Here is a 26,246-nt window from a genome sequence, read left to right on the forward strand (position 1 = left end):
GGGCCGCGGCCGCTTGGGTCCGGCCTCAGGCCGGCAAGGCGGCCTCGCCCGCAGGGGCCGCGGCCCGCTCCGGCCCGGTCTTGGGACCGAACCAGGCGACGTAGAGCGCCGGCAGGAAGATCAGCGTCAGCAGCGTGCCCACCAGCAGGCCGCCCATGATGGCGAACGCCATCGGCCCCCAGAACACGGTGGGCGCGATGGGGATCATGCCGAGCACGGTGGACACCGCGGTGAGCATGATCGGCCGGAAGCGCACCGAGGAGGCGGCGATCACCGCGTCCCAGACATTCTTGCCGGCGGCACGGTCGGCCTCGATCTGGCCGATCAGGATCACGGCGTTCTTGGTGATCATGCCGATCAGCGCCAGCACGCCGAGGATGGCGACGAAGCCCAGCGGCCGTCCCGAGAGCAGCAGCGCGCCGACCACGCCGATCAGCCCGAGCGGCGCCACCGACAGCACGATGATGATGCGCTGGAAGCTCTTCAGCTCGAACATCAGCACGGTGAACATCAGCAGCAGCATCACCGGCACCACCGCCACCACGGAGGCGAGCGAGGCGGCGCTCTCCTCCACCGTGCCGCCCACATCGATGCGGTAGCCGGGGGGCAGGGTCTTGCGGAGCGCGTCGATCTTGGGCTCCAGCTTCTCGACCACGCTCTCGGGCAGCACGCCCTGGCGCACGTCCGCCTGGACGGTGAGGGTCGGCACCCGGTCGCGGCGCCAGATAGCGGGATAGTCCTGGTCGTAGGCGAAGGTGGCGATCTGCGACAGCGGCACGGCGCGCCCGCTCGGCAGCGGCACCTGGAGGGTGGCGAGGCTTTCCAGCGAGACACGCTCCTCGTCGGTGGCGCGGGCCACCACGTTGACGAGATAGATGTCGTCGCGCACCTGCGTCACCGCCTGGCCCGACAGCACGGTGTTGAGCACCCCGGCGAGCTGGGCGGTGGAGAGGCCGAGCAGGCGCGCCTCGTCCTGGTCCACCTCGATGCGCACCTGCCGCGCCGGCTCGATCCAGGCGTAGTTGACGGTCTCGGCCTCGGGATTGGAGGCCATGACGGCGGCAAGCTCGAAGGCCAGAGCGCGCACCTTCTCGATGTCCGGACCGGAGACCCGGTACTGCACCGGCCAGCCCACCGGCGGGCCGAGCTCCAGCGGCGCGATGCGCGCGACCAGCTGCGGGAAGTCCTGCGCCAGCGCCTTCTCCAGCTTCGCCCTGAGCCGGTCGCGGGCGGCCACGTCCTGCGCCACGATCACGGTCTGGGCGAAGAAGTCATTGGGAAGCTGCACGTCGAGCGGCAGATAGAAACGGATCGCGCCACGGCCCACATAGGTGGACCACCGCTTCACGTCCGGATCCTTCGCCAGCAGCGCGTCGAACGCCTCGGCCACGCTCTCGGATGCATAGATCGAGGCGTTCTGCGGCGAGGCGAGGTCCACCAGCAGTTCCGGCCGGTCGGACGAGGGGAAGAACTGGCGCGGGATCAGAGGCAACGCCAGCACCGAGAGCACGAACAGCGCGAGCGTGACGGCGATGGTCGCCCAGCGCAGCCTCAGGCACAGCACCAGGAAGCCGCGATAGATGCCCATCACGCCCTTCGGCGGGGCGTCGGGATCGGGGATGCTCTCTTTCGGCGGCGCCTTCAGGATCAGCACCTGCAGCAGCGGCGCGAACAGCACCGCGACGAACCAGGAGACGATGAGGGCGATCCCCACCACGGCGAACAGCGTGAAGGTGTATTCGCCCGCCGAGGAGGCGGCGAAGCCCACCGGCACGAAGCCGGCCACCGTCACCAGCGTGCCCGCCAGCATCGCCGCCGCATAGGCCTTGAAGGCGTAGGAGGCGGCGGTCACCTTGTCGTCGCCAGCGGCGAGGCGGGTCAGCGTCGCGTCGGTGGTGGTCATGGCGTCGTCCACCATGAGCGCCAGCGCGATGATGAGCGCGCCCAGCGAGATGCGCTGCATGTCGATGTGCACCAGCTGCATCAGCGCGAACACGATGGCGAGCGTCAGCGGGATGGCGAGCGCGACGATGGCGCCGGCCCGCACGCCGAGCGCGATGAACGACACCACGAGGATGATCGCCACCGCCTGCCACAGGCTCTCCATGAACTCGGCGATGGCGCTCGACACCGTCACCGCCTGGTCGGCGACGAGATGCGCCTCGATGCCGATGGGCAGATCGGCGATCTGCCGGTTCATGGCGGCATCGATGTTCTTGCCCATGGCGAGGATGTCGCCGCCGTCGCGCATGGCGATGGCAAGGCCGATGGAGGGCTTGCCGTTGGTGCGGAACATGGGCTGCGGCGGATCGGCGAAGCCGCGCCGGATCGTGGCGATGTCGGCGAGGCGGATCAGCCGGCCGTTGGCGACGAAATTGACGTTCGCGACGTCCGCCTCCGAGGTGAAGGCGCCGGAGACGCGGATGGAGATGTTCTCCTTGCCGGTCTGGATCTCGCCCGAGGGCCGCACGATGTTCTGCGCCTGGAGCGCGGAGAGCACGGCGGCGCGGTCGATGCCGAGGCTGGCGAGTTCCTGCATCGAGAACTCGATGAAGATGCGCTCGTCCTGCGCGCCGAGGATCTCGATCTTCGAGACGTCCGGCACGTGCAGTAGTTCGGAGCGCACGCCCTCCACATAGTCGCGCAGCTCTCGGTGGGTGAAGCCGTCCGCGGTGAAGCCGTAGATGATGCCGAACGTGTCGCCGAACTCGTCGTTGAAGAACGGCCCGACGATGCCCTGGGGCAAGGTGTGGCGGATGTCGCCGACGCTTTTCCTCACGTGGTACCAGATGTCCGGCACCTCGGCGGCGGTGGCCGCGCCCTGGAGATGCACGAAGATCGTGGTCTGGCCGGGCTTGGTGTAGCTCTCCAGATAATCGAGCTTGGGCACCTCCTGGAGCTTGCGCTCCAGGCGCTCGGTGACCTGCTTGAAGGTCTCCTCCAGGGTCGCGCCCGGCCAGTTGGCCTGCACCACCATGGTCTTGATGACGAAGGTCGGGTCCTCGGCGCGGCCGAGATTGCGGAACGCCATCACGCCGGCCACCACGGAGATGGCCATGAGATAGATGATGATGGAGCGATGCCTCAGCGCCCAGGCGGAGAGGTTGAATCCCGCAGGAGTGCTCACGGCTGCGTCCCCAGCAGGCGCACCTGCTGCCCCGGATGCAGCGCCTGGACACCCGCCGTCACCACGATCTCGGACGGCTTCAGCCCCTCGGCCACGGTGACGGAGGCGGGCGTGAAGCGCAGCACCTCAACATTGCGCAGGGCGACGGTCTTGGCGGTGGGATCCACCACCCACACCGCCGGCTTGTCGTTGAGGCGGGTGAGCGCGCTCGCCGGGATCTCGATCACCGGCCCGCCGTCCACGGTCACGCGGCCGATCACGGTGGTGCCGAGGCGCAGCGCCTCGGGCGGGTCGATCAGGCCGACGCGCACCCGAAAGGTGCGGGTGACGGGATCAGCCTGCGGCGCCACCTCGCGCACCCGGCCGGTGGCGCGGGCATTGGGATCGCCCGCCAGCGTCACCTCCACCAGCGGATCGGCCGGGATGGAGGAGAGCAGCACCGCCGGCACGTCGAACACCGCGTCGCGCCCGTCCTGGCGCGCCACCTCGACGATGCTCTGGCCGGGCTGGACCACTTCGCCCGGCTCGGCGCGGCGCTGGGTGACGACGCCGGCCGAATCCGCCTTCAGCTCGGTGAAGCCGAGCCGGTCGCGCGCCATCTGCAGGCGGGCCTCGGCGTCCTCCACCTGGGAGCGGGCATTGAGATAGGCCTGCTCGGCCTGCTCGTACTGGGCGCGCGGGGTGAAGCCGCGGGCGAGCAGTTGGCGCTGGCGCTCATACTGGTTGCGGGTCTGGGACTGGTTGGCCTGCGCCGCCGAGAGCGCCGCCTGCGCCGAGCGCAGCGCGTTCTGCTCGTCCTGCGGATCGAGGCGTGCGAGGACCTGTCCGGGCTTCACCCGGTCGCCGACATTCACGAGGCGCTCGATGACGCGCCCGCCGATGCGGAAGCCGTAGGAGGCCTCGTTCTGCGCCTCCACCTGGCCGGTGAGCGTCACCGCGTCGGTCGCCGCGCGGGTCGAGGCGAGCGCGGTGCGCACCGGGCGCGGCTCGGCCTTCTCCGCCTTGGGCGCCTCGCCGCAGCCGGCAAGCAGGAGGATGCCGACGAGCAGCGCCGGGCCGCTCAAGCGTCGGGAAACCGTAGCGACTGCGCAAGGAAAGCGAGACATCGCGTCGGGCAAGGGAATGTCCTTTCCGCAGGTCGAGCCTCGCTATAGCCGAGCCTGCGCTGCGTCGCCAGTTAAGTTATGGTGCAATGGACAGCCGTCTTCGGCACGTCAAGGCATGAAAACGGCTAAGGCGTTGCATGAATACCATTCACGCAGGATTTCGCCCGGCGCGGGAGGCCGCGTGTTGACGCGGGGAAACACCTCGGCCTAGCTTGGGGGTGACGGTTCCCCTCGGGGATCAAAAGGGAACGCGGTGATCCGCCCGCCCGGCAACGGGGAGACGGAGATGCCGCGGCTGCCCCCGCAACTGTAAGCGGCGAGTCCTGCGTCACATGCCACTGGGCCACAAGCCTGGGAAGGCGACGACAGGGCGGTGACCCGCGAGCCAGGAGACCTGCCGTCAGCCGTGGTCACACGCGAGCACGTCGGGCGGGGTGTCCTGATGGTGGCGAATCCGTTCGGCCGTGGTGCCGGCGGTGGCCTCGTTCGCGGTGACGGACCACTCGTGCCGAGGCCGTCATGCCCTCCCGCAATCCCCTTTGCCCTCGCGGCGCCGCGCGCGCCGCCCGCCTCCTCGTTCCCGCCACCCTTCTCCTCGCCCCGGCGGCGGCCTTTGGCCAGTCGCCGACGCAGGCCGGCGCGCCCGCCATCGATCTGCCGGACGTGATGGTGACCAGCCCCACCGGGATACCCACGCCGGAAGATGAAGTCGCCTCGTCGGTGAGCGTGGTGACGGCGCAGGAGATCGAGCGCAAGCAATTGCGCACCCTGCCGGAGGTGCTGGAATCCCTGCCCGGCCTCAACGTGGTGCAGACCGGTGGGCCCGGCGGGCAGACCTCGGTCTTCATCCGCGGCACCAATTCCAACCATGTGAAGGTGCTGATCGACGGCATCGACGCGGGCGACCCGTCGAGCCCCAACGGCGCCTTCGATTTCGGGCAGATGCTCGCCACCGACCTCGCCCGCGTCGAGGTGCTGCGCGGCCCGCAGAGCGGCCTCTACGGCTCGGACGCCATCGGCGGCGTCATCTCGGTGACCACCAAGAAGGGCGAGGGTCCGGCCAAGGCGTTCGGCTTCGCCGAGCTGGGCGCGTTCGGCACCTTCAACCAGGCGGTGGCGCTCAGCGGCTCGACCGAGAAGCTTTCCTACTCCTTCAACGTGACCCACTTCTCGTCCACCGACACGCCGGTGACGCCGGCCGACATCGTACCGCTTGGCTATCCGCGCAATCCCAACGCCTATGACAACTGGACCTATTCGACGCGCCTCGACTACGAGGTGAGCGACACGTTCGCGGTGAACTTTGTCGCCCGCTACATCGACAGCCAGCTCTCCTTCACGCCGGACATCTACCCGCCGCCGACCTATGCCGGCATCCCGGCCCCGCTCCGCTCCACCAGCTACGCCTCCATGTTCTTCACCAAGGGCGAAGGCGTGTGGAAGGCGCTCGACGGCGCGCTGGAGACCACGTTCGGCGTCAGCGCCATGACGTCGAGCCGGCCCACCGACGGTCCCAACCCCGGCGTGAACGGCGACTATACCGGCGACCGGCAGATCTATTACTTGCGGTCTCTTTATACCTTTGCGCCGGGCCAGAACGTGCTGGCCGGCGTCGAGCGCCGCAACGAGAGCATGACGTCCGAGACCGCCTACACGCAGATGGATGCCGCAACCGGCAATACCGGCGTCTATGCGGAGTATCAGGGCCAGTTCTTCGAGCGGCTGTTCCTCGCGGCCAACGTCCGCTACGACAGCGACGACACGTTCGGCGACCACACCACCTGGCGCATCGCCCCGGCGCTCTTGTTCCCGGAGACCGGCACCAAGCTGAAGGCGAGCTACGGCACCGGCTTCAAGGCGCCCACCCTCTACCAGCTCTATGCGCCCTATTACGGCAATGCGGACCTCAAGCCGGAGGAGAGCAAGGGCTACGACGCCGGCTTCGAGCAGGAATTCTTCAAGGGCCGCCTCGCCTTCGGCGCCACCTACTTCCACAACGACATCACCAACCTCATCAGCTACGACCCGGTCACGTACCAGAACGTCAACATCTCCAGCGCCACCACGCAGGGCGTCGAGGTGTTCGCGGCGGTGAAGGTCACGGACACGCTGAAGGTCCGCGCCGACTACACCTATACCGACGTGGTCGGCTACTTCCCGCCTGGCCAGCCGTTCGGCGCCGCCTGCGCGCCGCTCACCGCCACCTCGTGCATTCCGCTGCGGCGGCCCAACGACAAGGTCAGCCTGAGCGTGAACTGGCAGGCGACCGACAAGCTCGACCTCACCGCCACCCTGATCTATGTCTCGTCCTGGTGGGACATCCAGCGCCTGACGTCGAACTATGTGGACCAGCCCGGCTACACGATCGTGAACCTCGCGGCGAACTACGCCTTCAACGAGCACGCCACCCTGTTCGGCCGGATCGACAACCTGTTCGACGAGACCTACGAAAACCCCAACGGCTTCCTCGCCCCGGGCTTCGGCGCCTTCGCCGGCCTGAAGCTCACCTATTGAGGCCGCGATGATGCGGGCGGTGCTTCTCCTTCTCGCGCTGCTTGCCGCCGCGCCCGCGGCGGCGGGAGAGGCGAAGCCCGCCCGCATCGTCTCGCTCAACCTGTGCGCCGACGAACTGGTGCTGCGCCTCGCCGATCCGGGCCGCGTCGCCTCGGTCACCTACCTCGCCCGCGACCCGCGCGGCTCGACCGTCGCCGACCTCGCGGCGCAGGTGCCGGTGAACCGGGGCCTGGCCGAGGAGGTGGTGCCGCTCGCGCCGGACCTCGTCATCGCCGGCGCCTTCACCACCCGCGCCACCACCGCCATGCTGCGGCGGCTCGGCTTCGAGGTGATGGAGCTCGGCGTCCCAACCTCCCTGGAGGAAGCCTACGCCCAGATCCGGCAGGTGGCGGCGCGCCTCGGCGAAGCGGAGCGGGGCGAAGCGATGGTGGCACGGATCAAGGCCGCCATGGCCGCCCTTCCCCCCGCGCCGGCGGATCATCCGACCGCCGTGGTGCTGCGGCCGAACGGCTTCACCGCCGGGCGCGGCTCGGTGCCGGATTCGGTGCTTGCCCGGGTCGGTCTCGACAACCTCGCCGCCCGCCTCTCCACCGACCGGATGGGACAGCTCGCTCTGGAGGAGATCGTGATCGCCAAGCCGGACCTGCTGGTGGTGAACTCCGCGCCCGACGCGCCGCCGTCACTGGCCGACGAACTGCTGCACCATCCGGCGTTGGCCCCGTTCGCGAAGGCCGCGCGCACGGTGCCGCTGCCGATCCGCCTGTGGGCCTGCGCCGGACCCGGCCTCGCGGAGGCGGCCCGGCGCCTCGCCGCCGCGCGCGAACGGATCGCGCCCGGCGCGCCGAGCCCGCTCGTCGGGGCGCCGGCGGGGCTCCTGCAATGACCGGGATGCGGCATCACCGCCTGCTCATCTCCGGCCTCGGGCTGCTGGTGGCGCTGTTGTTCGCGGTCTCCCTCCTGATCGGCTATGCGCCGCTCGATTTCGGCGCGGCGCTGTCCGACCTCCTCGCCGGGCGCGAGAGCCTGCCGGCCCTCGTGCTGGCGGAGCTGCGCCTGCCCCGCGCCGTGCTGGGCGCGGCGGTCGGCTTCAGCCTCGGCGTCACCGGCGCCGCGCTCCAGGGTCTGATGCGCAATCCCATCGCCGATCCCGGCATCGTCGGCGTCTCGGGCGCGGCGGCGCTCGGGGCGGTGGTGGCGTTCTATTTCGGCTTCTCCGCCACCTTCGCGCTGGCATTGCCGCTCGGCGGGCTGATCGGCGCCGGCGTCGCCACCGTGTTCCTGCTGATGGTGGCCCGCTCCGGCGCCGACACCGCGACGCTGATCCTCGCCGGCGTCGCCATCAACGCGCTGGCCGGCGCGCTCACGGCGCTGGCGCTCAACCTCGCCCCCAGCCCCTATGCGGCGCTGGAGGTGGTGTTCTGGCTCATGGGCTCGCTCGCCGACCGCTCGCTGGTCCATGTGGCGCTGGCGCTGCCCTTCATGGTGCTGGGCTGGGGCCTGGTGCTCGCCAGCGCGCGCGCCATGGACGCGCTGACGCTCGGCGAGGATGCCGCGCAGAGCCTCGGCTTTTCCATGCAGCGCGTGCGCCTGCTGGTGGTGGGCGGCACGGCCGCGGCGGTGGGGGCGAGCGTCGCGGTGGCGGGCGCCATCGGCTTCGTCGGCCTTGTGGTGCCGCATCTGGTGCGCCCCCTGGTGGGTCACCGGCCGGGTCGGCTGCTGCTGGCGAGCGGGCTCGCGGGCGCCGCCCTCACGCTCGGCGCCGACATCGCCGTGCGCCTCATCCCCACCCGGCCGGAGCTGAAGCTGGGCGTCGTCACCGCCATCATCGGCGCGCCGTTCTTCCTGGCCATGCTGCGGCGCCTCAAGGTGGAGGGGCCATGATCGTCGCGGCGTCGGGTGTCGAGGTGCGGCGGGGCGGAGCGCGCGTGGTGCGCGATCTCTCGCTGGACGTGCGCGGCGGCGAGCTTCTCGGCCTCATCGGCCCCAACGGAGCCGGCAAGACCAGCCTGCTGCGCGCTTTGTGTGGTCTCGACCCGCTGGCGGCGGGCCACATCGCCTTCGACGGGCGCACGCCGGCCGAGATCGGCCGCGCCGCGTTCGGCCGCACCCTCGCTTATCTGCCGCAGAATGGGCGCATCCACTGGCCCATGACGGTGGCGGACGTGGTCGCCCTCGGCCGGCTGCCGCACGGCGCCGCGGTGCTGGACGACGCCGCGCGCCGCGCCATGGCGGCGGCCGACGTCACCCCCCTCGCCCACCGCACCACGGGCACGCTCTCCGGCGGCGAGCGTGCCCGCGTGCTGCTCGCCCGCGCCCTCGCGGTGGAAGCGCCGGTGCTGCTGGCGGACGAGCCGGTGGCCGCGCTCGACCCCTACCACGCGCTCCAGGTAATGGAGCTGCTGCGCGCCACCGCCCGCGCCGGGGCGGCCGTGGTGGCGGTGCTGCACGATCTGACGCTGGCCGCCCGCTTCTGCGACCGCCTCGCCTTGATGGACCGCGGCGCCCTCGCCGCTCTGGGCACGCCCGTGGAGGTGCTGGCGCCCGCCCCGGTGGCAGCGGCCTACCGTGTCGCCGTCGAGAGCGGCACGCGCGACGGCGTGCCTTTCGTCATCCCCTGGAGCCGGCTCGACCGGACGGACCGCACGGAGCAAAGCCCATGAGCAGCACCGAGGCCCTGCGCGGCCTGGACGCCTTCGCCCTGCTGCGCCGCCATGCCGAGGATGCGCGAACCGGCTGGAGCCTCGGCGTGTTCGGCGGCATCGCCGAGTTCATCCGGGACGCGGAAGAGCCGGCGCAGGTCACGATCCTGCCGGAGCGGATCGAGGTCGCAACCGCGCGCGGCGCCCTCCGGGCGCGGGCCCTGCCGGGCATGGTGGCGCTGCCCTATGAGATGCCCTCGCGCCACGAGGAACGCCGCGTGCCGGCCATCGCCGTGTGCCTGCCGGCGGCCGAGGCCGCGCGCGCCGGCCGGCAGGCGATCGCCGAGATCGGCCCCGACGACGCGGCGATCCGGGAGGAGGACCGCGGCGCAGTCCTGTTCGACCTCGGCATCGGCCTCGGCGGCGTCGAGGCCTGCGTGCGCACCTGCGACCCCGTCCTCATCGCCGCCCTGCGACGGGCGGCGGGCCGGCAGATGTTCGATCACGACGGCCCCATCGGCGCGATCCTCGCCGCCAGCCCCCACCGCGTGTTCATCAGCGCCCTGGGACGCATCGAAGTCTACCAGCCCATCCCGCCCGCCGATGGCCGCAGTCCGGACGGACCCCACACCCACGTTCTGCCGAAGCTGCTCGCCCACGGACGCACCCACGCGGCCAGCATCCCCATTCCCGATGGGCTGGTGCCCTGCCTGTCGCTGCACCCGCCCCACGCACGGGGTACCGGCCGCGCCTAATGGAATGACGTAGCGTCAAGATGCCGTTACCTCTATCCTGTCATAATCAACATTTCCGACCTGGTTTTGATCGCGCCCCCTTGCGGTGGCGGTTGAGGTCACGCATTGCTTCGACCATGGCCGGCAGATGGCTTGAGCGGCTGCCAGGACGCATGCGCAACGCTGGCAGAGGCCGGAGCCGCCGGAACGCGCTCCTCCCTCTGGAAGCAAGAGCCGGAGGGTGCGATCCTTGGTCCGTGACGGCTCGCGGCCAATGCGGGCATTCCGCCTGCTGGATGGCTTCAAGGCTGTAAGGGCGAGGTGGCCTTAAGGTGCAAATGGACAGTGTCCTCAGGCGTTCGGTCCGGGGTCCCGTGCTCCTGCTCACAACAGCGGCGATCCTGGTCATTATTGCCCTGGTCCAGGCCGCCATGCTGGCCAAGTTGCGCGAGGACCGGCGTATCGATGCGCACCGCGCCGCCGAGAACGTGGTCCGCACGCTGGCCCTGACCATTGACCGCAATCTCAAGCTGATCGAGGTCTCGATCGTCGGCGTGCGCGAAGCCCTCGCTCTGCCCGAAGTCCAGGCCATGCCGGCGTCGGCGCGGCACCTCCTGCTGTTCAACCGCATCGCCATCCCGCACTATCTCGGCTCCATGCTCGTGCTCGACGAGAATGGGAACATCGTCATCGATTCCGGGACGGTCGCGCCGCGCCAGGCCAATTTCGCGGACCGCGACTACTTCAAGGTGCACCGCGAGCGCGACGCGGGCACGTTTCTGAGCAGTCCCTATGCGAGCCGGCTGCGGCAGAACGATCCGAGCATCGGCATGACGGTGCGCCTGTCCCGCGCGGACGGCAAGTTCGACGGGGTGGTGCTGGCGGCCTTCCGGCTCGCCTTCTTCAAGTCCCTGTTCGAGAAGGTCGATCTCGGCCCGGACGGCATCATCAGCCTGGTGAACACAGACGGCACCATGGTCTATCGCCATCCGTCCACCGACGGGACGGGGAATGCCGGCGAGAGCGTGGCCGATGCGCCCGTGTTCGCGCGCATGCGCGCGACGCCGAACGGCAGCTTCACCGGAACATCGAAGATCGACGGCCTCACGCGCTACTATGTCACCCAGAAGATCGGCGATTTCCCGCTCATCCTGTCGGTCGGCATCTCCACGTCGGCGATCTTTGCCGAATGGGCCGTCCAGGCGATCATAGTCGGCCTGCTCACCCTCGTGGTGTGCGGGCTGCTCGCGGGCATCGTGCTGGTGCTGCGCCGGGCGCTCGTCCACAGCTACAACATGGAGGAGCAGCTCGAGCACATGGCGGTTACGGACGCGCTGACGCAGATCCCCAACCGCCGCGCGCTGGAAATGGCGCTCGACACCGAGATGCGGCGCGCGACGCGGGAGAAGAGCGAGCTTTCGGTGCTGGTGATCGACCTCGATTTCTTCAAGCAGATCAACGACAGCCATGGCCACGCCGTGGGCGACGCTTTGCTGCGCAGCGTCGGGCGGCAGGTGACGCGCGCCATCCGCAGGCCGGGCGACTTCGCCGCCCGCCTCGGGGGCGAGGAGTTCGTCGTCATCCTGCCCTCGACCGGGGCGGCGGGCGCGACCTTCATGGCCGAGCGCATCCGCAAGGCGATCGCCGCCACGCAGGTGGCGACCGACGACGGGAGGCGCGTGAACACCACCGCCAGCATCGGCGTCGCGTCCGGCATGATCCAGGCGTCCGACCCGACCGACCGGCTGCTGCGGGAGGCTGACGGGGCGCTCTACCGGGCCAAGGGCGGCGGACGCAACCGCGTGGTCGGCAGCCATCCCAACGACGGCTTCGCCGCGGCGCAGTAGCGCGTCCGCGAGCCGACTGTCCCACACCGGATCGGCCGGCGCGCGCCGGGTTCGCGCCGGGCGGCCGTGGTGCTGCGCGCTCCGCCGCCGCGCAGGGCGCGTTGACGGGCGTCAATGGCAGGCGGCCGGCCGATGCCTATTGCTGGCGCAGCGATCTCGCAGAGGAGTTCACGGCCATGGCGGACACCATTTCCGAGCCGAAGCCCGTAGCCGAGCGGCGCCCTTCCGGCAGGCGCATGATGAAGGCGGCGATCTTCGTGGAGAAGGACCGCATCGTGCTCGACGAGAAGCCGATACCGGAGGTGGGGCCGCTCGACGCCCTCATCCGCGTCACCACCACCACCATCTGCGGCACCGACATCCACATCCTCAAGGGCGAGTATCCGGTCGCGAAGGGCCTCACCATCGGCCACGAGCCGGTGGGCATCATCGAGAAGCTCGGATCGGCGGTGGAGGGCTTCGCGGAAGGTCAGCGGGTGATCGCCGGCGCCATCACGCCGTCGGGATATTCCAATGCCTGCCTGTGCGGCTGCGGCTCGCAGGACGGGCCGCGCACCAAGCACGGCTTCAAGCCCATGGGCGGCTGGCGCTTCGGCAACACCATCGACGGCGCGCAGGCGGAATATCTCCTGGTGCCCGACGCGATGACGAATCTCGCCGCCGTCCCGGATACGCTCGCCGACGAGCAGGTGCTCATGTGCCCGGACATCATGTCCACCGGCTTCTCCGGCGCCGAGAGCGGCAGGGTGAAGATCGGCGACGTGGTGGCCGTGTTCGCGCAGGGCCCCATCGGCCTGTGCGCCACCGCCGGCGCCCGCCTCATGGGGGCGACGCGCATCATCGTCGTCGACCAGATGGAGGCGCGCCTCAAGGTCGCCCGCGCCATGGGTGCCGACGAGACCGTGGATTTCTCCAAGGTGGACCCGGTGGAGGAAATCCTGCGCCTCACCGACGGGCGCGGCGTCGATGTCGCCATCGAGGCGCTGGGACGGCAGGCGACTTTCGAGGCGGCGCTCCGGGTGCTGCGGCCCGGCGGCACGCTGTCCTCGCTGGGGGTCTATTCCAGCGACCTGAAGATCCCGCTGGATGCCTTCCTCGCCGGCCTCGGCGACCAGACCATCGTCACCACGCTCTGCCCCGGCGGCAAGGAGCGCATGCGCCGGCTCATGGACGTGGTCGCCTCCGGCCGGGTGGACGCGCGCGCCCTCGTCACCCACCGCTTCAAGCTGGACGACATCGAGAAGGCCTACGACCTGTTCGGGCACCAGCGCGACGGCGTGCTGAAGGTGGCCATCACGCCCTGACCCCGACGCCGCGTCGATGGCGCGCGCGGGGCGGGACGGCTAGGAAGGACGGATGGCAGACGACGCATCTCCCTCCGGCAGCCCCGGCAATCATGTGGTGGCGGACCAAGGCGCGGTGTTCGCCTTCCTGGCGGACCCCGCGGCCCATGGCCTGCCGGCAGGCGAGCACGTCACGCGCATCGACACCCACGGGGCGGCGGTGTTCCTGGCGGGGCCGTTCGCCTACAAGGTGAAGCGGGCGGTTCTGTTTCCCTTCATGGATTTCTCGACGTTGGAGAAGCGCCGCGCCGCCTGCTCGGCCGAGGTCGAGATCAGCGGCGCCGGCGCACCCGGCCTCTATCTCGGCGTCGTCCCCATCGTGCGGCGGGGCGCGCGTTTCGCCCTCGGCGGCGACGGCGAGGCGGTCGAGCATGCGGTGAAGATGCGCCGCTTCGACACCGCCCTCACCCTCGACAAGGTGGCCGAACGGGGCGCGCTGACGCCGGACCTCGCCAAGGCGCTCGCCCGCACCGTCGCCGCAGCCCATGCCGCCGCGCCGGTGAAGCGCGGCTTCGACACGGCGGGCCGGCTCGCTTCTTATTTGGCCGACAACGAAAGGGAGTTCGCCGCGCGGCCGGACCTCTTCCCGCCCGGCGAGGCGCAGGCCTTGTCACGACTCTCCCAGGAGGCGCTCGCCCGGGTCGCGCCGCTGCTGGCGACGCGCAGCGCCGACGGCTTCGCGCGGCGCTGCCACGGCGACATGCACCTGCGCAACATCGTGCTGATCGACGGCGCGCCGACCCTGTTCGACGCCATCGAGTTCAACGACGACATCGCCACCTGCGACGTGCTCTACGACCTCGCCTTCCTGCTCATGGACCTCTGGCAGCGCGGCGCGCACCGGGCGGCCAACATCGTCTTCAACCGCTATTTGTGGGCGAGCGACGACGCCATGATCGACGGGCTCGCGGCGCTGCCGCTGTTCCTCAGCCTGCGCGCGGCGATCCGCGCCAAGGTGGAGGCGGCCGGCCTCGGGCATCTTCAGGGTGCTGCGCTCGACGAGGGCGAGGCACGGGTGCGCCATGCGTTCGCGGCCGCGCTGGGCTTCCTGGCGGGCGGACCGCAGGCGGCGGTGCGCCTCGTCGCGGTCGGCGGTCTTTCCGGCAGCGGCAAGAGCACCTGGGCGGCTCAGGAAGCGCCCGCGCTCGGCCGCGCACCCGGCGCGGCGATCGTGCGCTCGGACATCGAGCGCAAGCGCGTGTTCGGCATCGCGGAAACCGAGAGGCTCACCAGCGCCGCCTACGCGCCCGCGATCGGCGAACAGGTGTATGCCCGCATCCGCGCCCTGGCCGCGCGGGTTCTCGCGACCGGACAGAGCGTGATCGTGGATGCCGTCCACGCGCGTCCGGACGAGCGCGCCGCGGTCGAGGCGGTAGCGCGCGCGGCTGGCGTGCCGTTCGAGGGTGTGTGGCTGGAGGCGCCGGCGGCGGAACTCGTCCGCCGCGTCGAGACGCGCACCGGCGACGCCTCGGACGCCGACGCCGCGGTGGTGCGCAAGCAGCTCGCCTACGAACTGGGCGAGATCGGCTGGCGACGGAAGACCGCCCCGGTCAGCAGCGGACCTGGGGACCCGTCTTCGGATCAACACCGGTGACCACCTCCGGCTGACGCTCGGGCGAAGCCGGCGTGCCGGACTGCGGCGTCAGGCCGGTATAGGTGCCGCCAGTCCCACCGGTCCAGCCGGTGGAGCCCTCGTTGCCGGGCTTGGTACCGGAATCCGCGCCCGTTGTCGGCGAGGTCTCCGCGACGTGAGGAGTAGTCTCGCAGGCCGCGCGCGGCGCCTTCGGGTCGGACTGGGCATGCGCCGGGGCCGGGACAGCGCTTGCGAGCAGGAACATCACCGCGCCCACAAGGCCGGTGGCCAGGAGGCCCGCGCCCCGCTCGACGCGCGGCGAGAGAATCAGAGGAGTTGCGCACATATGCGCCTTCGGGTTCGGGTACGAGGGCATGGCCGTTCTCCTTTCGCTTGGAAGAACGCCCGCCCGCGATTCCCGGTTCCCTTACGGCCCGAACGGCTTCGGCCTCAGGCCTCGACCGTCACCCGCGGCGCCCCCTCCTCCACCACGCCGATCCGGCGCGCGGCGGCAAAGCCGGCCGCCTGGATTTCGCCCAGCAGGCGCTCCGCCTCCGCTTCCGCGCACGACACCAGAAGGCCGCCGGAGGTCTGGGGATCGGTGAGCAGATGGCGCCAGTGCTCCGGCGTCCCGGCATCGAGGTCCACCTCGGCGCCGTAGCTCGCCCAGTTGCGGTGCGAAGCCCCGGTGACGAAGCCCTGCCGCACCAGCGCCTCGGCATGGGCGAGCAGCGGCAGCGCGCCGCGCGAGATGCGCAGCCGCTTCGCCGAGCCGCGCGCCATCTCCAGCCCGTGGCCGAGAATGCCGAAGCCGGTCACGTCGGTCACCGCGTGGACCGCGGCATCCTTGGCGAGTTCCGCCCCCACCTTGTTGAGGCGGGTGGTGGTGGCGATCATCTCGTCATAGGCGTCGGCGGAGAGCGCCTCCTTCTTGAAGGCGGCGGAATAGACGCCCACCCCCAGGGCCTTGGTGAGGATCAGCGCGTCGCCCGCCTTCGCATCGGCGTTGCGCCGGATGCGGTCGCGCGGCGCGGTGCCGATCACCGCCAGGCCATAGACCGGCTCCGGGCAGTCGATGGAATGGCCGCCGGCCACCGGAATGCCCGCCTCGGCGCAGATCGCCTGCCCGCCCTGGAGGATGGCGCGCACGACATCGGTCTCGATCTTGCCCAGCGGCATGCCGAGGATCGCCAGCGCCATGATGGGCCTGCCGCCCATGGCATAGACGTCGGAGATGGCGTTGGTGGCGGCGATGCGGCCGAAATGGTCGGGATCGTCCACCATGGGCATGAAGAAGTCGGTGGTGGCGATGATGGTGGTGGTGCCGTCGAGGTCGTAGACGGCGGCATCGTCGCCGGTCTCGGTGCCCACCAGCAGGCGCTCGAACGGGCCGCCTTTGGCCTGGCCGGAGAGCAGCTCCTGGAGCACGGAGGGGGCCAGCTTGCAGCCGCAGCCGCCACCATGGGCAAGGCTGGTCAGGCGGAACGGGGTCTCGGTCATGTCATCACCTCTCGGCGCATACATAAGGTGCAGTCATCGGGCGGGAAAGCGCTGCGCCGCGACGCCGCCGAACGCCCCGAGGGCGAGGCCGGCGCGGATACGGCGCGACACGAAATCGATGGCGGCGGTGGCGGCGACGGTCACGGCGATCAGCACCAAGGCGCGGTCGAGCCGGATCTCGGCGATGGCGCTGTCGATGAAGAAGCCGAGCGTCGCCACGCCCAGGATGCCGACGATGGCGCTCTCGCGCATGACGATCTCCCAGCGGTAGCAGGCATAAGCGAGGAACGGCCCGAACAGGCGCGGCACCAGTTCGTAGCCGTAGAGGTCGAGCCCGCGCGGCGCATCGGGCCGCAAGGTCTGCGAAAGACGCTCGCCTTCGCGCCCCAGCAGATGCGCGATGATGGCGCCGTTGTGGAGGCCGAGCGCGATCACCGCCGGCAGCATGGAGGGGCCGAGCACCTGCAGCGCCAGATAGGCCAGCATGTATTCCGGCGTCGAGCGCAGCACCACCAGCACCACGTGCCCGGCCCGCGCACCGATGCGCCCCACCACGTTGCGCACCAGAAGCGCGAAGCCGCCGAGCGCGACAATGCCCATCACCACCAGGGTCAGCTGGGTGACGACGAAGGTGGCGACGAGCCCGGGCGCCGCCTGGTCCACCAGCACGATCTTCAGCCACGCGGCGAGCGCCGCCCAGGTGGCGGGGGCGAAGAGGTCGGCGCCCCGCAGCGGCGCCGGCACGATGTCCACCGTGAAGACGCGCACCACGTTCGCCCAGTCGGGGCTCACCGTGCCGAGCGAGAGCAGCACCGCGAGTGCGGCGGCGAAATAGAGCGGCAGCAGCTTCGCCCGCATCCACCAGCGGATGGTGCCGATGAGCAGGTAATAGGTGAGGAGGATGGCCGCCACCGCCCCGTACTCGCCCTGGCGGAAGAAGCTGTCCAATTCGAAGCCGAGCGTCGGCAGCCCGACGAAGCCGATCACCGCCGAGGAGCGGATGCCGCATTCCACGCGATAGAGGCCGTAGACCTTCATGGGCGCGAGCGCCAGCGGCAGGCGGGCATAGAGGAAGGCGCTCACCGCGCCGGTGCCCTTGGGCAGGACGTCGGCCGGGCGGCGGTCCGCCTCCTCCAGCATCTCGCCATAGACCTTGGCGAAGATGCCGGCATAGGGCAGCGCGATGGCCAGCACGCCGGTGAGCGCGCTCGGGCCGAACGGCTGCATCAGCAGCAGCGCCCAGAACAGTTCGTGGATCGAGCGCAGGGTGGTGGCCAGCCCGCGCACCCCGCGGCTGCGGCTCGCCAGCGCCAGAGCGAACCCCGCGGCGCCGCCGAGCGCCACGCCCGCCACCGCGAAAGCGAGGGTGAGCAGCACCGCGCGCCCGAGGTCGGACACCGCGGCGAAATCGGGCGCGAGGAAGCCGGCGGCGAACTTGGAGAGCGCCGCCCAGGGATTGGCATTCGCCACTGCGAGGTCCGCAAACGGCACAAGCACGACGGCGATGCCGACGAACAGCAGGCAGACATTGCCGCGCGTGAGCGCGAGCCGGCGCGGCGGCATGGCGGCGGCCTCAGCCGGCATAGAGGCCATCGAGATCGCCCCGCGTCAGCGCCTTGGCCGGCGCGTCCACCACCACCCGGCTCGCCTTGAGGCCGATGATGCGGTCGGCGCTTTCCAGCGCCAGGTCCACCGCGTGCAGCGACAGGACGAGGGTGGCAAAGCGCGCCGCCATGCTCTCCAGGATGCGCCGCGCCTGGGTCTCGTCCACCGCCGAGACCGGCTCGTCGGCAAGCAGGATGTCGCCGCCGCGGAAGAAGGCGCGGCCCACGGCGGTGCGCTGGCGCTGGCCGCCGGAGAGGCGCTCCACCGGCCGCATCAGCTCCGGCGCGAGGCCCAGCTCCTCGGCGAGCGGCGCCACCGCCGCCCGCTCGCGCCGGAACGGCCGGATGAGGTTCAGGGCATTGTAGAGCGCCCCGTGCCGGTCGAGGCGGCCCATATAGATGTTGTGAAACACTGAAAGCTGCGGCACCAGCGCGTGGTCCTGGGGCACCAGGGCCACCCGCGCGCCGGCATCGGCGAGGCGGCGGTAGAGCGCCGAGATCAGCGTCGACTTGCCCGAGCCGCTGCGGCCGAGCAAGGCGATGCGTTCTCCCGCCCGAACCGCGAGCGAAAGGTTTTCAAACACCACCCGCTCGCCATAGCCGAGCCGCTCGTCCGCGAACGCGGCGAGCACGGGCGCGGCCGGCGGCGACGGGATCGGCGCGCTCACGTTCAATCCAGCAGCCCGAGCTGCTGGCCAACCGCGACGATAGGGTCGTAGTCGGCATTGGTCGCCGGGATGAACTTCTTGCGCGGGAAAGCCGCAAGAAGCTCCGGCTCGCTCATGCCCACCAGAGCGGCGCGCACCTTGTCGGTGAAGCCGGCGCCGAATGTCTTGTCGGCATCGCCGCGGATCGTCCAGTTGTAGTCCGGATAAGGCGGCGTCTTCCAGATGATGCGCACCACCGCCGGGTCCACCTGCTTCTTGGCCACCATGTCGTCGAACGAGGTGAAGTTCACCGCGCCCACCTCGTAGGCGCCGGAGGCCACGAGCTCGACGGTCTTGGTGTGGTCACCGGAATAGCCGACGCGCGAGAACACCTCGTCCGGCCCCTTGCCCAGCTCCTTGCGGATGTAGAATTCCGGCATCAGGCGGCCCGAGGTGGAGGTCTTGGCGCCGAAGGTGAAGGTCTTGCCGGCGACCGCCTTGGGCAGGTCCTTCTGGTCCGCCGGCAGGCCGGTCGCGGCATTGGCAATGAAGTAGCTGACGAAGGCCTGGTCCTCATCGCCCTGGGCGAGCGCCTGCGAGCCCGCCACGGCGCGCCGCGCCTGGACGCCGGAGAGGCCGCCGAACCAGCCGAGCTGGATCTGGTTGTTCTTGAAGGCGGTGACGGCCGCCCCGTAGCTCTTCACCGGAACGTACTTCACCGGCACCCCGAGGGTCTTGGACAGATAGTCCGCGACCTTGGTGAAGCGCTGGACCAGCTTGGTCTCGTCCTCGTCGGGAATCGCGGAGAAGGTGAGCGTCTGGGCAAAGGCGGCGGAGGCACCGAGCAGGACGGCGGCGGTGGCCGCCGCAGCGAGAAGCGGGCGGATCATGGGCAGGTCTCCCCAAGCGGGCGCGCAGGCGCGCAACCCCCGGCGATTGAAAATGCAGAGATCTGTAACCGAGACGCGCAGGGAGCACGGCGGCCACGCGGCGTGGCCCTGTCGCCGCGCGCAGGCGCGGTTGCTCTCATGAGGTTCGCCCCGTCACGCGGGAGCCGGACTGCCGTCACCTTCCCAAACTGGAAGCTGGCGCGGAGCGCGTCAATAGAGAAAAACATCCCGGACTTTTGTCTTGGGGCCGGAAAATCACAACATTTTACCAGAAAACAACGCGGCTGTTTGCGGTCGATCGGCCGCAGGATTTTGCGCGCGCCCATGGTGCAGCGCAGCAAATACATGGCGAGGGCCGCGACGGGCCGCTTTGTCAGGCGAGCAGGTCGCGTAAACTTGAGCGGATACCCGAGTTTTGAACGATCCCAAGCTCGTCCCAGTTTGACATGTTTCCAGTTCCAAAATACCGTCCTCGCAAGTCGGAATCCCGACGTCGGACGTCGCGACGCGTCCGCAATTGTCCCCGGTCAGGGGCATCTATCGGAGGCTGCCTTCGATGAATATGGAGCTCTCGCGGCGCCAGTTCCTAGGAACGGCGGGCGCGGGCGTGGCGGGGACGACGCTCGGAGCCTTGGGCTTCGGGGGTGTGGAAGAGGCCTACGCCTCGACCATCAAGCCATTCCGTCTCGTCAATACCACCGAGGCCCGCAACACCTGCACCTATTGCTCGGTGGCGTGCGGCATCATCATCTATTCCAAGGGCAGTCTCGCCAAGGGCGAGAAGGCCGATATCACCCACATCGAGGGTGATACCGACCACCCGACCAATCGCGGCACGCTGTGCCCGAAGGGCGCGGCGCTCATCAGCTATGTCAAGTCCGAGCAGCGCCTGAAGTACCCGATGATCCGGCGCGCGGGATCCGACAAGTTCGAGCGCGTCTCCTGGAACGAGGCTCTGGACAAGATCGCCAAGGCCATGAAGGCCGACCGCGACCAGAACCTGGTCCAGAAGAACAAGGACGGCGTGACCGTCAATCGATGGACCACCACCGGTTTCCTCGCAGCTTCCGCAACGACCAATGAAACGGCGATGTGCACCTACAAGGTGGTGCGCTCGACCGGCATGGTGGTGTTCGACAACCAGGCACGCGTCTGACACGGCCCGACGGTGGCGAGTCTCGCCCCAACTTTTGGCCGTGGCGCAATGACGAATTCCTGGACCGACATCAAGAACGCGGATCTCGTGGTCATCATGGGCGGCAATGCCGCCGAGGCCCATCCGTGCGGCTTCAAGTGGGTCACGGAGGCGAAAGCCACCCGGGGCGCCAAGCTCGTCGTCGTCGACCCGCGCTTCACGCGCTCGGCCGCGGTGGCGGACTATTACGCGCCGATCCGGCAGGGCACCGACATCGCGTTCCTGAATGGGGTGATGAACTACCTCATCCAGAACGACAAGATTCAGTGGGACTACGTGAAGGCGTTCACCAACGCCTCCTTCGTGGTCAAGGAAGGCTTTACCTACCAGGACGGCCTGTTCACGGGCTATGACGAGCAGAAGCGGGACTACAACCGTTCCACGTGGGATTACGAGATGGGTCCCGACGGCTATGCCGTCGTGGACGAGACGCTCCAGAACCCGCGCTGCGTTTGGAACCTGCTGAAGCAGCACGTCTCCGTCTACACGCCCGAGCTGGTCGAGCGCATCACCGGCACGCCGAAGGACAAGTTCCTGAAGGTGGCGTCGATGATGGCGGAGTGCTCCGCGCCCAACAAGACCATGACGTCGATGTACGCCCTGGGCTGGACGCAGCACTCCAAAGGCTCGCAGAACATCCGCTGCATGGCGATGATCCAGCTCATGCTGGGCAATATCGGCGTGCGCGGAGGCGGCATGAACGCCCTGCGCGGTCACTCCAACATCCAGGGGCTGACCGACCTCGGCCTGATGTCCAACCTGATCCCCGGCTACCTGACGCTGCCGACGGAGCGGGAAGCGGACTTCAACGCCTACATGTCGACCCGCGGCTTCAAGCCGCTGCGGCCGAACCAGATGAGCTACTGGCAGAACTACAAGAAGTTCTTCGTCAGCTTCCAGAAGACCATGTGGGGCCCGGCTGCGACGGCGGAGAACAACTTCGCCTATGACTGGCTGCCCAAGCTCGACGTGCCCGCGTACGACGTCCTGCGCGCGTTCGAGCTCATGGACCAGGGGAAGATGAACATCTACTTCTGCCAGGGCTTCAATCCCTTGCAGGCGTTCCCCAACAAGGCCAAGCTCGCCCGCGCGCTGGGCAAGCTGAAGCTGCTCGTCGTCATGGACCCGCTCGAGACCGAGACGGCGCGCTTCTGGGAAAACCACGGCATCTACAACGAGGCGAATCCCGCCTCGATCCAGACCGAGGTGATCCAGCTGCCCACCACCTGCTTCGCCGAGGACGAGGGCTCCCTCGTCAATTCGGGCCGGTGGCTGCAGTGGCACTGGCCGGGCGGCTCGCCTCCGGGCGAGGCCAAGACGGACGTCTTCATCATGTCGCAGATCCACCTGCGGCTGAAGGAGATGTACCGCAAGGACGGCGGCGCGGTCCCCGAGCCGATCGTCAACCTCACCTGGAACTACAAGGACCCGAACGAGCCGACGGCGGAAGAGCTCGCGAAGGAGATGAACGGTTCCGTTCTGACCGACGTGCTCGACCCCAACGATCCGACCAAGAAGGTCCTGGAGGCGGGCAAGCAGCTCGCGTCCTTCGGCCTCCTCAGGGACGACGGCTCCACCGCGGCGGGCTGCTGGATCTATACCGGCTGCTTCACCGAGGCGGGGAACATGATGGCCCGGCGGGACAATTCCGATCCCGGCGATACCGGCGCCTATTCCAAGTGGTCGTTCTCGTGGCCCGCCAACCGCCGGATCATCTACAACCGCGCGTCCTGCAATCTCGACGGCCAGCCGTGGGATGACACGCGCAAGCTGATCTGGTGGGACGGGGCCAAGTGGACCGGCTTCGACGTGCCCGACATCGCGCCCACGGCCAAGCCGCGGGACGTGGGGCCGTTCATCATGAACCCGGAAGGCGTCTCGCGCCTGTTCACCCGGGGCATGATGCGCGACGGGCCGTTCCCGGTGCACTACGAGCCGTTCGAGAGCCCGGTCGCCAACCTCATCGCCCCGAAGGTGCGGGGCAATCCGGTGGCGCGCGTGTTCAAGGACGACTTCGCCCAGTTCGCCGACACGGGGTCGAAGGAGTTCCCCTATGCGGCGACGTCCTACCGCCTGACCGAGCACTTCCACTACTGGACGAAGACCAACCACGTGAATTCGGTGCTCCAGCCCGAATTCTTCGTGGAGATCTCGCCCGAGCTCGCCAAGGAGAAGGGCATCGCCAATGCCGGCTGGGTGCGCGTCTGGTCGAAGCGCGGCTCGGTCATCGCCAAGGCCTATGTGACCAAGCGCATCCGTCCGCTGATGGTGGACGGCAAGGCGACCCACATCGTCGGCATCCCCATCCACTGGGGCTTCGTCGGCGCGGCCAAGAAGGGCTTCCCGGCCAACGTGCTCACGCCGTTCGTCGGCGACGCGAACATCGAGACGCCTGAATACAAGGCGTTCCTGGTCAATATCGAGCCCACGACCGGGCCGGTGGCATAAGGGAGAAGAGACCGATGTTCCCTCCGATCCCCAATCCCCCGGTCACCGCGACCCCCGCGAAGTTCGGCGATGCGGACCTCGTCCGCCGCTCGGCTTCCTCGGTGCCGGCGCCAGCGCAGAAGCTGACGCCGGTCGCCAAGCTCATCGACGTGTCGAAGTGCATCGGCTGCAAGGCCTGCCAGGCCGCGTGCCTCGAATGGAACGAGCTCCATGAGGAGATCGGCACCTTCAACGGCACCTACACGAACCCGCCGGACCTCACCCCGGCGTCGTTCACGCTGATGCGCTTCACCGAGTGGGTGAACCCCGAGACCGACAATCTCGAATGGCTCATCCGCAAGGACGGCTGCATGCACTGCGCCGATCCCGGCTGCCTGAAGGCCTGCCCGGCGCCCGGCGCGATCGTGCAGTATTCCAACGGCATCGTGGACTTCGCCCACGACAAGTGCATCGGCTGCGGCTATTGCGTGAAGGGCTGCCCCTTCAACATCCCGCGCATCTCGCAGGTCGATCACAAGGCCTACAAGTGCACGCTCTGCTCCGACCGTGTCGCGGTGGGCCAGGGTCCGGCCTGCCAGAAGGCATGCCCCACCCAGGCCATCGTCTTCGGCACCAAGGACGAGATGAAGCAGTGGGCCGACGGCCGCATCAAGGACCTCAAGTCCCGCGGCTACAAGAATGCCGGCCTCTACGATCCGCCGGGCGTGGGCGGCACCCACGTCATGTACGTGCTCCAGCATGCCGACAAGCCCTCGATCTATGCGGGCCTGCCGGACAATCCACGCATCAGCCCCATCGTCGAGGCCTGGAAGGGCGTGACGAAGTATGTGGGCCTCGGCGTCATGGGCTTCGCGGCCATCGCCGGCGCCTTCCACTACCTCGTCACCGGCGCCAACAAGGTGACCGCCGAGGATGAGGAGAATGCGGAGAAGCTGACGCAGGGAGGACGCTCATGAGCGCGGCACCCTACGACGTGGAGGGCGGCGACCAGGTCCACAAGGGCCATCCGGTCCAGGTGGACCGCTACACGGTGGCGGCCCGGATCAACCACTGGATCACGGCCATCAGCCTGATCCTGCTGGCGATCTCCGGCCTCGCCCTGTTCCACCCCAGCCTCTATTTCCTGACCGCCCTGTTCGGGGGCGGTCAGTTGACCCGCGCCATCCATCCGTGGATCGGCGTGGTGCTGTTCTTCTCCTTCGCCGGGCTGTTCTTCCGCTTCTGGAAGGCGAACCTGTGGAAGAGCGAGGACGGAACCTGGCTGCGGCGCATCCGCGACGTGATCGCCGGCAACGAGGAGAAGCTGCCCGAGCTCGGCAAGTACAATGCCGGCCAGAAGTTCGTCTTCTGGGGCATGTCCTTCCTCATCCTGGTGCTGATCGGCTCGGGGCTGGTGATCTGGAACGTGTACTTCTCCAGCTTCACCTCCATCGAGCAGCAGCGCATCGCGCTCCTGGTCCACGCCTTGGCGGCGGTCGCCATCATCTGCGTGTGGATCATCCACGTCTACGCGGCCATCTGGGTCAAGGGCACCATCTCTGCCATGACCCGTGGCCAGGTGACGGGCGGCTGGGCCTGGCGGCACCACCGCAAGTGGCTGCGCGAGCTGGTGGCCGGCAAGCGCACGGGAACCCCCGCCGAATAGCGGTTTGGCCCGCGGCCCCTTCCCTCGCCGGGAGGAGGCCGCGGGTGCCCTTTGCCGGAAGGCCCGTCATCTGCGGCCCGCCCACTTGCGTTCCGCTGCTTCCGGTCCGTTGTTTGCGGTAAGTTACTTGCGACCGCTTACTTGCGGCCAGTTACTTGCGACCCGAGCCTCCCAGGCCCATCTGCATTGATGCTCGCCGTCGATGCGCGCCGTTCGTGCTCCGCGTGCCGTCCCGGCTCCTTGGCCGTGCGCCGCCGGAAGCTCCCGTTCTCACCACGTGACCCGTGAGGTTCGTGACGCATCATGTCCTCTTCCCCCACCGGCCCGGGCGCCATGATCGCCGATCCGTCGGTCATCACCGGCGTCAATGTGCCCCCCTTCGCCGTCATGCCCGATCCGGCCGAACTGTTCGTCCGGCGCGCGCAGCGCTTCGACGCTTTGGCCCAGGGCCATGAGCTGGCGCCCTACCTCGCCTTCCTGCGCGATCTGACGGCCGCCCAGGCCGCGAGCCTGCCAGACCTTCCCCTTCCCGATTTGCCGGAAGCCGAGGACCGCGAGCGCGCGCGCAGCTTCCAGATGCCGCCGATCGACCGCTCCCGCTTCACCGCCGACCCGGTGCTGGACGACACCTTCACACGGCTCCTGAAGCTTGCGGCCGACATCCCCATGCCGCCCACCGCCGCCGACGGCCTCGCGCGCCTGTCGCAGGCCGGAGACGGGGTGCGCGAGGAGGTGGTGCGCAACGTGCTGGCCGATTCCATCCCCATGGAGCATCTGGCCGAGCACGTGTTCGCCGCGTCCGCGCTCCAGGTGCATTTCGCCCGCCTTGCCGCGCGGATCGACCCGAAGAGCCTGGTGGACGTCGGCGTCGGCATGTGTCCCACCTGCGGCGGCCCGCCCGTGTCCAGCGTGGTGGTGGACTGGCCGAACGCGCACGGCGCGCGCTATTGCGTCTGCTCGCTCTGCAGCACCTGGTGGAACTTCGTGCGCATCCGCTGCACCTCGTGCGGCACCACCAAGGGCATCGGCTACCAGGAGGTGGACGGCAGCGACGGCGTCATCAAGGCCGAGACCTGCGACAGCTGCAGCACCTATCTCAAGGTGCTCTACCGGCCGAAGAATCCCGACCTCGACCCGGTGGCGGACGACGTCGGCAGCCTCGGCCTCGACGTGTTGATGAAGGACGGCCCCTACCGGCGGGCCGGGTTCAATCCGCTTCTGCTCGGCTATTGAGGCTACGGCCATGAGCGAGCCCTCTTTTGCGGGCGTTCGCGCCCAGGACGCCGGGGATGCGCCGTCCGGCGCGGCCGCGCCGGAAAGCCGCCGGCTGCCTTCCGTGGATGCCGTGCTCAAGACCGATGCGGCCCGCGCCGCCCGCGACCGCCACGGCCGCGCCGCCGCCACCGCCGCGGTGCGCACGGTGCTCGACGGCGC

Annotated in this window: 20 protein-coding genes and 1 riboswitch; of the genes, 13 read left to right on the top strand and 7 right to left on the bottom strand. The window is 69.3% G+C overall.

The window, feature by feature from the left end:
- Window positions 1–25: 25 nt before the first annotated feature.
- Together D9R14_RS20795 and D9R14_RS20800 are read right to left on the bottom strand one after the other, a co-directional pair.
- Window positions 26–3,127, bottom strand: a complete 3,102-nt coding sequence (locus D9R14_RS20795; protein WP_121625278.1) for an efflux RND transporter permease subunit — start codon at window positions 3,125–3,127, stop codon at window positions 26–28.
- The gene (locus tag D9R14_RS20800) at window positions 3,124–4,191 is read right to left on the bottom strand and encodes an efflux RND transporter periplasmic adaptor subunit (RefSeq protein ID WP_245420922.1); all 1,068 of its coding nucleotides are present in this window, start codon (window positions 4,189–4,191) and stop codon (window positions 3,124–3,126) included. The genes D9R14_RS20795 and D9R14_RS20800 overlap by 4 nt, the downstream gene beginning before the upstream one ends.
- Before the next feature lie 247 nt (window positions 4,192–4,438).
- A riboswitch (cobalamin riboswitch) is annotated at window positions 4,439–4,649 on the top strand.
- 103 nt (window positions 4,650–4,752) lie between these two features.
- Here D9R14_RS20800 and D9R14_RS20805 point away from each other — a divergent pair.
- From D9R14_RS20805 to D9R14_RS20840, 8 genes are all read left to right on the top strand, one after another.
- Entirely contained in the window at window positions 4,753–6,747 is a 1,995-nt protein-coding gene (locus D9R14_RS20805; RefSeq protein ID WP_121625280.1) for a TonB-dependent receptor plug domain-containing protein, read from the top strand.
- A gap of 10 nt (window positions 6,748–6,757) precedes the next feature.
- Window positions 6,758–7,630, top strand: coding sequence for an ABC transporter substrate-binding protein (locus D9R14_RS20810; RefSeq protein WP_121625298.1), 873 nt, complete (start codon window positions 6,758–6,760; stop codon window positions 7,628–7,630).
- A complete protein-coding gene (locus tag D9R14_RS20815; RefSeq protein ID WP_121625281.1) occupies window positions 7,627–8,628 on the top strand; it encodes a FecCD family ABC transporter permease in 1,002 nt (333 codons plus the stop codon). The genes D9R14_RS20810 and D9R14_RS20815 overlap by 4 nt, the downstream gene beginning before the upstream one ends.
- Window positions 8,625–9,407: an ABC transporter ATP-binding protein gene (locus D9R14_RS20820; protein ID WP_121625282.1), complete on the top strand. Its 783-nt coding sequence runs from the start codon at window positions 8,625–8,627 to the stop codon at window positions 9,405–9,407. Before D9R14_RS20815 ends, D9R14_RS20820 begins: the two co-directional genes overlap by 4 nt.
- Window positions 9,404–10,141, top strand: coding sequence for a DUF6925 family protein (locus D9R14_RS20825; RefSeq protein WP_210210887.1), 738 nt, complete (start codon window positions 9,404–9,406; stop codon window positions 10,139–10,141). Before D9R14_RS20820 ends, D9R14_RS20825 begins: the two co-directional genes overlap by 4 nt.
- 353 nt (window positions 10,142–10,494) lie before the next feature.
- A complete protein-coding gene (locus tag D9R14_RS20830; protein ID WP_170168695.1) occupies window positions 10,495–11,967 on the top strand; it encodes a sensor domain-containing diguanylate cyclase in 1,473 nt (490 codons plus the stop codon).
- A 236-nt stretch (window positions 11,968–12,203) separates the two neighbouring features.
- Window positions 12,204–13,271 carry an NAD(P)-dependent alcohol dehydrogenase gene (locus D9R14_RS20835; RefSeq protein WP_394010958.1) on the top strand — a complete coding sequence of 356 codons (1,068 nt, stop codon included), beginning with the start codon at window positions 12,204–12,206 and terminating at the stop codon, window positions 13,269–13,271.
- Window positions 13,272–13,323: 52 nt separating this feature from the next.
- Window positions 13,324–14,904: a bifunctional aminoglycoside phosphotransferase/ATP-binding protein gene (locus tag D9R14_RS20840; protein WP_121625284.1), complete on the top strand. Its 1,581-nt coding sequence runs from the start codon at window positions 13,324–13,326 to the stop codon at window positions 14,902–14,904.
- Here the strand turns inward: D9R14_RS20840 and D9R14_RS20845 are convergent.
- The 5 genes from D9R14_RS20845 to D9R14_RS20865 form a co-directional block, all read right to left on the bottom strand.
- Entirely contained in the window at window positions 14,861–15,259 is a 399-nt protein-coding gene (locus D9R14_RS20845; RefSeq protein ID WP_121625285.1) for a hypothetical protein, read from the bottom strand. The genes D9R14_RS20840 and D9R14_RS20845 overlap by 44 nt on opposite strands.
- Before the next feature lie 74 nt (window positions 15,260–15,333).
- Window positions 15,334–16,383 carry a selenide, water dikinase SelD gene (gene selD / locus D9R14_RS20850; RefSeq protein ID WP_121625286.1) on the bottom strand — a complete coding sequence of 350 codons (1,050 nt, stop codon included), beginning with the start codon at window positions 16,381–16,383 and terminating at the stop codon, window positions 15,334–15,336.
- A gap of 33 nt (window positions 16,384–16,416) precedes the next feature.
- Complete coding sequence (locus D9R14_RS20855; protein WP_210210888.1) at window positions 16,417–17,976, bottom strand: PhnE/PtxC family ABC transporter permease; 1,560 nt, start codon at window positions 17,974–17,976, stop codon at window positions 16,417–16,419.
- Window positions 17,957–18,655 carry an ATP-binding cassette domain-containing protein gene (locus tag D9R14_RS20860; protein ID WP_210210889.1) on the bottom strand — a complete coding sequence of 233 codons (699 nt, stop codon included), beginning with the start codon at window positions 18,653–18,655 and terminating at the stop codon, window positions 17,957–17,959. Before D9R14_RS20860 ends, D9R14_RS20855 begins: the two co-directional genes overlap by 20 nt.
- Before the next feature lie 2 nt (window positions 18,656–18,657).
- Window positions 18,658–19,524 carry a putative selenate ABC transporter substrate-binding protein gene (locus D9R14_RS20865; RefSeq protein ID WP_121625287.1) on the bottom strand — a complete coding sequence of 289 codons (867 nt, stop codon included), beginning with the start codon at window positions 19,522–19,524 and terminating at the stop codon, window positions 18,658–18,660.
- A gap of 556 nt (window positions 19,525–20,080) precedes the next feature.
- On the opposite strand from D9R14_RS20865, the gene fdnG reads away from it, so the two are divergent.
- The 5 genes from fdnG to D9R14_RS20895 all read left to right on the top strand — a co-directional run.
- The gene (gene fdnG, locus D9R14_RS20875; RefSeq protein WP_147453078.1) at window positions 20,081–23,167 is read left to right on the top strand and encodes a formate dehydrogenase-N subunit alpha; all 3,087 of its coding nucleotides are present in this window, start codon (window positions 20,081–20,083) and stop codon (window positions 23,165–23,167) included.
- A gap of 14 nt (window positions 23,168–23,181) precedes the next feature.
- Entirely contained in the window at window positions 23,182–24,123 is a 942-nt protein-coding gene (gene fdxH / locus D9R14_RS20880) for a formate dehydrogenase subunit beta (protein ID WP_121625290.1), read from the top strand.
- The gene (locus D9R14_RS20885) at window positions 24,120–24,812 is read left to right on the top strand and encodes a formate dehydrogenase subunit gamma (protein WP_121625291.1); all 693 of its coding nucleotides are present in this window, start codon (window positions 24,120–24,122) and stop codon (window positions 24,810–24,812) included. Before fdxH ends, D9R14_RS20885 begins: the two co-directional genes overlap by 4 nt.
- Before the next feature lie 303 nt (window positions 24,813–25,115).
- Window positions 25,116–26,045, top strand: coding sequence for a formate dehydrogenase accessory protein FdhE (gene fdhE, locus D9R14_RS20890; RefSeq protein WP_210210890.1), 930 nt, complete (start codon window positions 25,116–25,118; stop codon window positions 26,043–26,045).
- Between the two features lie 10 nt (window positions 26,046–26,055).
- The coding region (locus D9R14_RS20895; protein ID WP_210210891.1) for a hypothetical protein at window positions 26,056–26,246 on the top strand (191 nt) is incomplete at its 3' end.

Source organism: Xanthobacter tagetidis (assembly GCF_003667445.1).
GTDB classification, from domain to species: Bacteria; Pseudomonadota; Alphaproteobacteria; order Rhizobiales; family Xanthobacteraceae; genus Xanthobacter; species Xanthobacter tagetidis.

What these genes read in the sequence shown, in the direction of transcription:
- D9R14_RS20805 (WP_121625280.1), top strand. Translation starts at nt 4,753, where the DNA reads ATGCCCTCCCGCAATCCCCTTTGCCCTCGCGGCGCCGCGCGCGCCGCC.
- D9R14_RS20810 (WP_121625298.1), top strand. Translation starts at nt 6,758, where the DNA reads ATGCGGGCGGTGCTTCTCCTTCTCGCGCTGCTTGCCGCCGCGCCCGCG.
- D9R14_RS20815 (WP_121625281.1), top strand. Translation starts at nt 7,627, where the DNA reads ATGACCGGGATGCGGCATCACCGCCTGCTCATCTCCGGCCTCGGGCTG.
- D9R14_RS20820 (WP_121625282.1), top strand. Translation starts at nt 8,625, where the DNA reads ATGATCGTCGCGGCGTCGGGTGTCGAGGTGCGGCGGGGCGGAGCGCGC.
- D9R14_RS20825 (WP_210210887.1), top strand. Translation starts at nt 9,404, where the DNA reads ATGAGCAGCACCGAGGCCCTGCGCGGCCTGGACGCCTTCGCCCTGCTG.
- D9R14_RS20835 (WP_394010958.1), top strand. Translation starts at nt 12,204, where the DNA reads ATGATGAAGGCGGCGATCTTCGTGGAGAAGGACCGCATCGTGCTCGAC.
- D9R14_RS20840 (WP_121625284.1), top strand. Translation starts at nt 13,324, where the DNA reads ATGGCAGACGACGCATCTCCCTCCGGCAGCCCCGGCAATCATGTGGTG.
- D9R14_RS20845 (WP_121625285.1), bottom strand. Translation starts at nt 15,259, where the DNA reads ATGCCCTCGTACCCGAACCCGAAGGCGCATATGTGCGCAACTCCTCTG.
- selD (WP_121625286.1), bottom strand. Translation starts at nt 16,383, where the DNA reads ATGACCGAGACCCCGTTCCGCCTGACCAGCCTTGCCCATGGTGGCGGC.
- D9R14_RS20855 (WP_210210888.1), bottom strand. Translation starts at nt 17,976, where the DNA reads ATGGCCTCTATGCCGGCTGAGGCCGCCGCCATGCCGCCGCGCCGGCTC.
- D9R14_RS20865 (WP_121625287.1), bottom strand. Translation starts at nt 19,524, where the DNA reads ATGATCCGCCCGCTTCTCGCTGCGGCGGCCACCGCCGCCGTCCTGCTC.
- fdxH (WP_121625290.1), top strand. Translation starts at nt 23,182, where the DNA reads ATGTTCCCTCCGATCCCCAATCCCCCGGTCACCGCGACCCCCGCGAAG.
- D9R14_RS20885 (WP_121625291.1), top strand. Translation starts at nt 24,120, where the DNA reads ATGAGCGCGGCACCCTACGACGTGGAGGGCGGCGACCAGGTCCACAAG.
- fdhE (WP_210210890.1), top strand. Translation starts at nt 25,116, where the DNA reads ATGTCCTCTTCCCCCACCGGCCCGGGCGCCATGATCGCCGATCCGTCG.